Raw genomic sequence first — 9,081 nt, 5'->3', positions numbered from 1 at the left:
CGACGGGTCACGCGGATCGCGAGCGGTCGGCGGGCACGGGGCAGCAGCCGGGTCCCCGGGGCCGGTCGGCAGCGCCAGATGGGCGAGGTCTCCCGGCGGCGGCGTGGTCACCGGCCAGAGCGGGGCGGGGGTTCCGTCGGCCACCGCGGCCGGGGCGTCGGTGAGGTTCATGCGCTCACGCAGCCGTCCGTAGAAGTCCATCGGGCCCAGCCGCACGGCCCGCAGCCGGTGCGGTGCCGCGTACACACCGATCCAGTCCCCCGGGTCGAGCACACCCCGCAGCTGGCCGTCGATGCTGACGGCGGCCTGGCCGGACCGCTCGAGCACGCGCAGGGCGATGGGTTCGTCGGGCGCGGCGACGACCGACCGGTTGAACGCCATGTGCGGGGCGACGGGCGTGAACACGAGACCCTCGGCGCGGGGCGAGACCACGGGACCGCCGGCGGCGAAGCTGTAGGCCGTGGACCCGGTCGGGGTCGCCACCAGCAGCGCGTCGGCCGAGTAGGAGGCCAGCAGCCGGCCGGCGATGTAGACGCCGACCGACACCTGCCGGTCTCGAGCGAGCTTCTCCACGACGATGTCGTTCAGCGCGGCGACGTTCAGCGCGATGCCCCAGTCGTCGCCCGCCTCGCAGTCGGTGCGCACGCGCGGCGGCGGCAGCATCGGACCGCGCCCGTAGCGCATCAGCTCGTGCATGCCGGAAGGCACTTCCAGCGTGCGCGAGGCACGCATCGTGAGCAGCATCCGGTTCTCGACCGTCAGCTGCTCCTCCCGTACGGCGTCCAGCGCCGCCCGCACCACGGTCACGGGAACCTCCGTCAGGAAGCCCACCCGTCCGAGGTCGACGCCCAGGACGAGGGCGTCGTGCTCGGCTGCCAGCCGGGCACCACGCAGGAAGGTCCCGTCCCCGCCCAGGGTGACGATGAGGTCGGGGTCTCCCGCGGCCTCCACTTCCTCCTGGGCGCTGTGGCGCCCGCCGTCCCGCCACACGTCGATGTCCTTGCACTGCACGTCGTGCTCGGCGCACCAGTCGCGGACGGTCCGTGCGGCGTCGACGGCCGCCGAGCGCCCTTCGTGGACGACCATACCGACCCGACGCACCGTCACATCCGCCTCCGAGCCGAGTCTCCGCGACGGACGCGGCATCCGTCCGTACCCGTACCGGCTGCCATCCTCACCGCGCGGCGGCCCCGTACCGTCAACGCCACGCCGCCAGGTAACCCGAGACGTCCCCGGTCGTGTGCGCCGCTCGGGTCCGGCTCCGCGGGCCCGCCCTCAGGCCGGCGGTGCGGACACCGGGAAGAGCATGCAGCTGCTGGTGGCGTGGGCGAGCAGCCGGTCCGACGCGTCGATCAGCGTGGCCTCGGCCAGGGCGGTGCGGCGTCCTGCCTGCACGACCCTGCCGACTGCGCGCACCCGGCCGGTGTCCACCGTGATCCGCCGCAGGAACTTCACGGTCAGGTCGAGGGAGGTGTACGCCATGCCGTGCGGCAGCGTGGAATGGACGGCGCAGCCCGCCGCCGAGTCGAGCAGGGTGGCGTAGACACCGCCGTGGACACTGCCGATCGGGTTGTAGTGCTCCTCGCCCGGCGTCAACGAGAACACCACCCGTCCCGGCTCCACCTCGTCGAGCGAGAAGTCCACGGTCGCGAGGATGGGCGGCCCCGGCACCCGGCCGTCCTGCATGGCGCGCAGGAAGTCGATGCCGGCGTCACGCGCGGCGGCCGCCGCGGTCACGCCGGGATCGTCCCACTCGTACGTACGTGTCCGTCCCACGGTGCACTGCCCTTCCATCTGGCTTCGTACTGCGAAGTTAGCTGTCGCGTCCGCTGACTGTCAATGACGAAGCCAGGTGGTGTGGCAGGGGTGGCCGGAGTACATCGAGGCGATTCCCGGACACGCGAGGCGGACACGACGCACTGTCGCGTTCCGTACTATCTCTACTACCGGCTGTGCGGCCGTAATTGCCACTACTCTTACGGCACCAGCCCCAAGAGCAAGCACATTTGGTTCTGCATACGCCCACGGCTCGCCTACCGGGGCCGGAGGGCCCATGAAAGAGGTGTGAGCAGCATGTCCGAAACCACTATGGGCACGACCGGACTGACTTCGCAGTACGCCACCCAGGTGGCCGCCGACCTGGAGCACAACGCCAAGGAACAGGAACGTCTCGCCGGTGAAATCGCCGCGCTCCAGGAGCAGTTGGCCTCGGTTCAGCAGGAACACACCGTTCTGGTGAGCATCCGTCAGGTCCTCGGCGGCGCGGCGGTGCCGGCCGGGACACAGGCGGAGACGGCGGCAGAGGCCGAGGCCGACACCGCGGCAGTGGTTCCGGCGCCGCGCAAGAAGACGGCCGAGGGAACGGGCACCGGCCGGCGCACGCGGGAGGCGCGCAAGAGCTCCCCGCCGCGCGCCAAGGGCGCCAAGTCGGCACGCAGGAACGCGGCGCCCAAGGCGGAGACCGCGGAGCCGGCCCAGCGCACCCTCGTCGACATCGTCCGCGCGCACCTGGCCGAGCAGCGCGAACCGCGCTCCGCCGCCGAGATCACCACCACGCTGGGGCAGCAGCACCCCGAGCGCTCCGTCAAGACGACGGTCGTGCGCACGACGCTCGAAGGGCTGGTGGCCAAGAGCCAGGCCTTGCGCACCAAGCAGGGCACGTCCGTGTACTACTCGGCGCCCGACGCCCAGGAGCCCGCCGCGGCGCCGGAGGCGTCCGCGGAGGAATCCGCCTGAGCCTCGCGTGTCACACGGAGCCGGAGCCCGGTCGGAGACGGGGCCCGGAGCCGAGGCGAGGGCCGGGACGGCCGCCCGGCCGGGCGGTGCGTGTCAGCAGGACCGTGCCGCCGGCCGCCACCGCCAGGATCCCCGCCACCGCCAGGGTCCTCGCCGCGGCCGTCGCGCCGTCGGAGCGCCAGGACAGGACCGACCAGGAGGACGCGGCGGACAGCGCGGATCCGATGCTGAGCCAGGAACCGGCGGAGGCCACGCAGGCGGCGGAGCCGAGGGAGCCGATCGAGAGCACGCTGCCGATCGACCCCACGGACAGGGCGCTGCCCACGGAGCCCACGGAGAGAACCGAGTCCACCGACCCGATGGAGAGCACCAAACCCTTCGACCACAGCGAGCCCCACGAGCGGTCGGTACGGGTACGGATCGTCATGGGCCGATACTGCCAGAACCGGCGGCCGTACGCGCCGGCATCGAATCCCGGCTCCGGCGGTCGGCGGGGACCGCGCGGACCACGCCGGTCAGCGGTGCCCGCGGCCCGAGTCCAGGACTGCGGTCACCGCACGCGCCATGGCTTCCTCCCCCTTGGCGTTGGGGTGGGCGGGCGCGGCCGGGGACGCCGGCTGGAGCGGCTCGATCCAGCGGTCCGCCGGAGCCTTGCACATGTCGTGGCCGACCGTGGGACCGTAGGTGTCCACGTACTCCGCGCGGTTCAGCAGGGCCACCAGACGCAGCATCAGGTTGAGGTGCTTGCCGGTGTCCCGCAGGTAGGGGAAGTCCTTCGCCGCGAACGGCACCGAGGGGAAGCAGCCGCTGCCGTCGTCCGGCAGCAGGTCCGGGTAACCGACGAGGAGCACCCGGGCGTGCGGCGCCCTGGCGTGCACCGCGCGCAGCACGGCGGCGACCTTGGGCATGGTATCGAGGATGTTGAGCGTCAACTGGTCGGTGCCGGAGGAGGCGTAGTAGCGCTGGCACGGGTTACCGGTCACGTCCGTCGCGCCGAGCCGGGCGCAGGTGGCGATGATGCTCCCGAAGCCGACGTCGTTGCCGCCGATCTGCACCGTCACGAGATCGGTGTCGCGCTGCACCGCGTCCAGCTGCGGGCCGTTCGTCCCCTGGGCCTTCCACATGTTCTCGGTCGTCGCACCGCCGCAGCTCACGTCCTTGAACGCGGTCGTCCTGCGTGCCGCCGAGACGAGCGAGGGGTAGTTGTGGTCCGATCGGGCACAATTCGCATCCACCTGCCGGGGGATGAGCGGTCCCGAGGTGTAGGAGTCCCCGAGCGCCACGTACCGCGTACCGTGGCCGGTGTGCCGTCCGTCGGCGGAGGCCGGTGCGGCCGAGGCCAGGCCGAGGGCGCAGACGCCGAGCGCCGCTCCCAGGGCGGTGACGCGGCGGTGGCGCGGGGCTGGTGCGGCCGGACTGCCGTGCTGCTTCATGGAGGGCTCCCCCAGGTTCCAGGTCGGCGTGCCACACCGCGCCGTTGCGGTGTTCGCGCGTTCGACTCGGTTTGTATACCGGCCGGTACGTCGCCGGGACCAGAGGTCGGCACGAGTCAACTGGGCTCGGGACCGGGAAAGTTGCCCGTGAGCTGCCCGCCGACCTCGGTCGGCGGGCAGCTCACCCGGAGGTTCGGTCACTCACCCGGGCGTTCAGCCGATGTGGTAACTGTCGCCGTACACCTTCCAGTCCAGTGGCGGGTCGAGGTCGAGGTTGCCCTTGCGCAGGAAGACACGCTGTTCGGTGTCGACCCGGCTGGTGTCGCTGTGCGCCTCCTCCTGCCGCATGGCCCACACCCTCGCGTCCAGGAAGGCGTTCAGGTACGCCGTCTCGTCGCCGCCCTGCGCGGGCGGCTTCGCCCGGCCCAGGGCACGCCTGCGGATGCTGCGGAAGGAGGTGGGGTCGTCGCCGTCGCCGTGCATCACGATGGCGTCGTAGTAGGTGAACTGGCCCAGGGCGCGCAGTCCGTCGGCCTTGCCCTGCCGCACCGCCGGGTCGAAGTACACCCGGTCGCGCTCGTCGTCCTGCGCCTGCTGGAAGCGGGAGTCCTGGGCGGCCCTGCGCCAGTCGCCGGGGAAGGACGGGTCCAGTCCGTCGTGCGAGTCGGTGCCGTTCACCGCGCGCAGCGCCGGCAGGTACCGGGCGAGGACGTTGCCGGGCTTGCGGTCGGTGTAGAGCTGGACGAGGTCGAGCATGTCGCCGGTGCCGGAGCAGAACCCGATGATGCCCGCGGTGTAGCCACGGCCGTCGCCGATGTCCTCGATGTACTTGTACTGCGCCTTCCAGTCGAGCGAGGAGTTCTCCGCGCTCGACACCAATCGCATGGCGATCTCCTTCTTCGCCGGGTCGTCGAGGCCTGGGGCGGCGGTGGTCACGGGGCTCGCGGCGGCCCGGGGCAGACCGAGCAGCGGGGCCGCCGCCAGGGCGCCGACCAGAGCGAGGGCCGTACGGCGGGAAGCGACGGTGAGACCCGTCGTCCCGGAGGTTATGTGCTTCACGGGGACTCCGATTGAAGGTGGGGGGTGTGGAGTTGGTCCGTACCTGATTGCACTGACAGGAAGGTTTACTATCAGATGCGACGCGAAGCGGTAACCCGGCCGGGGGCAGGTTCGTAGATTCGAACAAGTGTGGAACTCGCGTACAGCGCACGGGAGTTGGCCGAACTCGGCGTGTCCGGCCGGGCGGTGCCGCGGCCGCCCGGCCCCCGCACGGAGCCGGGCCCGAAGCCGTCGCGCGCGGGCGCACGCCTGGCACGCGGAAGAGCAGCTGCGCTACGGCCGCCGCACTACCGGCTTGCGCAGGCACCGCGCCGACGTCGGCCCGTCCGGGCAAGGCCCTGCGGGACGCGCCCGACGCTGCGCGGGCGCCCGACGCCGCGCGGGCGTCTGCCGTCTACGCGGCACTGCCCCGTCCGCGGGTGGCGCACACCGTACGCCCGACCCGCGCGACGGTCATGACGGGCCGCGCCGTCCGCCGCCGTCGCCCTCCTCCTGCCGCCCTTCCTGTTCCCCCTCCGACTGCCCTTCCTGCTCCCCCTCCTCGCGCAGCCGCTCACGGCGGGACTCGCCCGCCGTGAGGTGTTCGAGGACCTCGGCCAGTTCCCGGCAGGCCTGCTCCACGGAGCGTCTGGTGTTGAGCTGCTCGGTGATCACCGTGGAGAGGAGCAGCGCGGTCAGGGCCATGCCACCGTTGAAGGCCTGGAGCTTGAACATCAGCTCCGTCGAGGACAGTCCGGCGAAGGGACCGACCTGGTCCGTCGCCGCGACGGTGGCCAGGACGGAGGCGAACAGCGCGCACAGCATGCTGCCCACGAGCTGGAACCGCAGCGCCGCCCAGATCAGCAGCGGGTAGACGAGAAACAGCATGCTGAGGGGGCTGTGGGTGGCCAGCGGAACGAGGAAGCAGGCGACGAGGACCGTCCCCAGCGCCTCCTTCCAGCGCGACACGCGCGGGGGCCAGCGCGCCGCGTGCAGCGCGAGCAGCAGCGGGGTGACGATCAGGACGCCCATCGCGTCACCCACCCACCAGGCCGGCCAGGCGGACCAGAAGTCCTCCGCCGGGAGCCCTCCCCTGAAGACGATGACCCCGACGCCGACGGTCGCGCTGATCAGGGTGCTGGCGAGGGCGCCCAGGAACACCAGGGCGGCGCCGTCCCGCAGTCGGCTGAGATCGTTGCGGAATCCCACCTGGCGCAGCAGGAGATACGAGCAGACGGGGGCGGCGGTGTTGCCGACCACACTGCCGACGACCGTGGGCCGCAGCGGGGCGACGGACAGCACGGCCAGGAACGCTCCGAGGGCGATTCCCGGCCAGCAGCGCAGGCCGAGGATCAGCAGGGCGGCGACGGCGATCCCGGTGGGTGGCCAGATGGGGGTGAAGACCGCTCCGTCGACGACGTACTGCCGCAGGAGTCCCAACCGTGCTCCCGCGAAGTAGCAGGCGGCGACAGCCAGCACCTGCACGCCGGCGACGAGAGGGCCGCTCAGCTCCCGGATACGCACCACAGCAGCCATCAGACACCGGCTCCGCCGCTTCGGCGAGGCGAGAGGCCCCGGAGCGGTCCCGATCCGTCCTACACCCGGACGCCGGGTCCGTCGTGGCACAGAACCAGCACCGCGGCGTCGTCGTCGTGCCCCACGAGATCCGAGAACCTGATCAGGCCCGCGGCGAGCGACTCCGCCTCCACACCGGCGACGGCGGCGGCGCCGGCCAGTCGTACGACGAGTTCGAGCCCTTCGTCGACGGTCAGCGAGGGACCCTCCACCACTCCGTCCGTGAGCAGGACGAACACTCCGCCCGTGGTGAAGCGGGTCCGGGTGGTCGGGTACACCGCTCCCTCCTGGACGCCCAGCGGCGGCCCGCCTTCGTCCCTGGCGATGCCGGACTGCCCGTCGGCCGTGGCCCAGACGCAGGGCACGTGCCCCGCCCGTGCGCTCTCCAGCACCCCGGTGGCCGGGTCGAGCCGTATGAACGTACAGGTGACGAAGAGCTCGGTGCTGAGCGACATGAGCAGGTCGTTCGTCCGGGCCAGCAGTTCGCCCGGTTCGCTCGTCACCGAGGCCAGGGCCCGCAGGGCGACCCTGACCTGACCCATGAAGGCGGCGGCTTCGATGTTGTGCCCCTGCACATCTCCGATGGACAGCCCGATGGCCCCGTCGGGCAGCGGGAACGCGTCGTACCAGTCGCCGCCCACATTGAGGCCGTAACAGGCGGGCACATAGCGGGCGGCCACGCGCACGCCCGGGGCGGTCGGCAGTTCCCCGGGCAGCATGCCCCGTTGCAGGGCGATCGCCAGCTCGACCTGGGAGCGCTGAAGCTCGGCGCGCTCGCGGGCCTGGGCGGTCAGTGACCCAAGTCTGGCCAGCAACGCTTCGGCGTCACCCGTAGGTCCCTTGTGAGGCATTGATCACTCCGGTCACATATTAGCCCTTTCATAGTGAAAGCCGCAGACCGAAAGATCACCGGCCGGCACAGGCATCCGACGGAACGTCCGGCACGGTTCACGGCGACTCGAAGCGGCGCGGCGGGGCGCAGTCGTTCATGGTTCGGAAATTCTTCGAAACATTCGAGAAATTGCCCAACTGGACGATCTTGGAATTTCACACGCCACCAATCACACACATTGAGCACGGCCGCACAGCAGTCACACATGCCTGCTGAACAGGTGAAACGCCGCCACCATCTCCTCTCCCCCATTTCGAATGTTTCGAACTCACACCCGAAAGTATTGACAGTTGACGGGGCCAGATCAAAACTGTGCCGCCAGACGCCCACCGGCCTCACGAGGACGAGGAGGAAACACACACATGATCGACGCACCCGCACACCCGTCGGTCCGCGGCGGCGACCGCTCCGGGGCACCGAGTCGGTTCAGGCTGTTCGTCAGCGGTGTCTGCACCATGCTGCTGGTCGCCCTGGCCGCCCTGACGCTGCCCGGCACCGCCCAGGCCGACACGGTCATCACCTCGAACCAGACCGGCACCAACAACGGCTACTACTACTCGCACTGGAGCGACGGCGGCGGCTCGGTGTCCATGACCCTGGGCTCCGGGGGCAACTACGCCTACCAGTGGAGCGACGTCGGAAACTTCGTCGGCGGCAAGGGCTGGAGCACCGGCGGACGCAAGTCCGTCAACTACTCGGGCAGCTTCAATCCGTCCGGCAACGCCTACCTGGCCCTCTACGGCTGGACGCAGAACCCGCTCGTCGAGTACTACGTCGTCGACAACTGGGGCACCTACCGGCCCACCGGCACGTACAAGGGCACCGTCACCACCGACGGCGGCACCTACGACATCTACGAGACCACGCGCGTCAACCAGCCCTCCATCGAGGGCACCAGGACGTTCGAGCAGTACTGGAGCGTCCGCCAGTCGAAGCGGACCGGGGGCACCATCACCACCGGCAACCACTTCGACGCATGGGCCGCCAAAGGCATGCCCATGGGCAGCTTCAACTACATGATCATGGCGACCGAGGGCTACCAGAGCAGCGGCAACTCCAACATCACCGTGAGCGAGGGCGGTTCGGGCGGCGGTGGTTCAGGCGGCGGTGGCGGTGGCGGCAGCGGCTGCACCGCGACCCTCTCCGCGGGACAGCAATGGAGCGACCGCTACAACCTCGACGTCGCGGTCACCGGCGCCACCAACTGGACCGTCACCATGAACGTCCCCACCCCAGCGAAGATCCTCTCCACCTGGAACATCACCGCCGCCTACCCCAGCGCCCAGGTACTCACCGCCAAACCCAACGGCAACGGCAACAACTTCGGCGTCACCATCCAGACCAACGGCAACTGGACCTGGCCCACCGTCTCCTGCACCACAGGCTGACCCCGAGACCACCGAGACT

The 9,081-nt window shown here is 70.8% G+C and carries 9 protein-coding genes; 2 read left to right on the top strand and 7 right to left on the bottom strand.

Annotated features, from left to right (window positions below):
- Both ACZ7OY_RS38680 and ACZ7OY_RS38675 read right to left on the bottom strand, forming a co-directional pair.
- A partial coding sequence (locus tag ACZ7OY_RS38680; protein WP_472250259.1) for an NAD(+)/NADH kinase occupies window positions 1–1,107 on the bottom strand: 1,107 nt, incomplete at its 3' end.
- 168 nt (window positions 1,108–1,275) lie between these two features.
- A complete protein-coding gene (locus ACZ7OY_RS38675; protein WP_472250258.1) occupies window positions 1,276–1,776 on the bottom strand; it encodes a PaaI family thioesterase in 501 nt (166 codons plus the stop codon).
- 297 nt (window positions 1,777–2,073) lie between these two features.
- Between ACZ7OY_RS38675 and ACZ7OY_RS38670 the strand changes: the two genes are divergently transcribed.
- Window positions 2,074–2,736 (top strand): hypothetical protein, encoded by a 663-nt coding sequence (locus ACZ7OY_RS38670; RefSeq protein WP_472250257.1) that lies wholly within the window; start codon window positions 2,074–2,076, stop codon window positions 2,734–2,736.
- A gap of 10 nt (window positions 2,737–2,746) precedes the next feature.
- On the opposite strand, the gene ACZ7OY_RS38665 is transcribed toward ACZ7OY_RS38670, so the two are convergent.
- The 5 genes from ACZ7OY_RS38665 to ACZ7OY_RS38645 all read right to left on the bottom strand — a co-directional run bounded on the left by ACZ7OY_RS38665 (window position 2,747) and on the right by ACZ7OY_RS38645 (window position 7,633).
- Window positions 2,747–3,163, bottom strand: a complete 417-nt coding sequence (locus ACZ7OY_RS38665) for a hypothetical protein (RefSeq protein ID WP_472250256.1) — start codon at window positions 3,161–3,163, stop codon at window positions 2,747–2,749.
- 88 nt (window positions 3,164–3,251) lie between these two features.
- On the bottom strand, window positions 3,252–4,169 hold the full coding sequence (locus tag ACZ7OY_RS38660; RefSeq protein WP_472250255.1) for an SGNH/GDSL hydrolase family protein: 918 nt from the start codon (window positions 4,167–4,169) through the stop codon (window positions 3,252–3,254).
- A gap of 213 nt (window positions 4,170–4,382) precedes the next feature.
- Complete coding sequence (locus ACZ7OY_RS38655) at window positions 4,383–5,228, bottom strand: chitosanase (RefSeq protein WP_472250254.1); 846 nt, start codon at window positions 5,226–5,228, stop codon at window positions 4,383–4,385.
- Window positions 5,229–5,681: 453 nt separating this feature from the next.
- Window positions 5,682–6,743: an MASE1 domain-containing protein gene (locus ACZ7OY_RS38650; RefSeq protein ID WP_472250253.1), complete on the bottom strand. Its 1,062-nt coding sequence runs from the start codon at window positions 6,741–6,743 to the stop codon at window positions 5,682–5,684.
- Between the two features lie 59 nt (window positions 6,744–6,802).
- On the bottom strand, window positions 6,803–7,633 hold the full coding sequence (locus ACZ7OY_RS38645; RefSeq protein ID WP_472250252.1) for a PP2C family protein-serine/threonine phosphatase: 831 nt from the start codon (window positions 7,631–7,633) through the stop codon (window positions 6,803–6,805).
- Between the two features lie 496 nt (window positions 7,634–8,129).
- Between ACZ7OY_RS38645 and ACZ7OY_RS38640 the strand changes: the two genes are divergently transcribed.
- A complete protein-coding gene (locus tag ACZ7OY_RS38640; RefSeq protein ID WP_472250310.1) occupies window positions 8,130–9,062 on the top strand; it encodes a glycoside hydrolase family 11 protein in 933 nt (310 codons plus the stop codon).
- Window positions 9,063–9,081 lie beyond the last annotated feature (19 nt).

This window comes from Streptomyces sp. NPDC107559, assembly GCF_055657365.1.
Note: the sequence above shows the minus strand (reverse complement) of the source record. Positions and strands in the feature narration are given on the sequence as shown.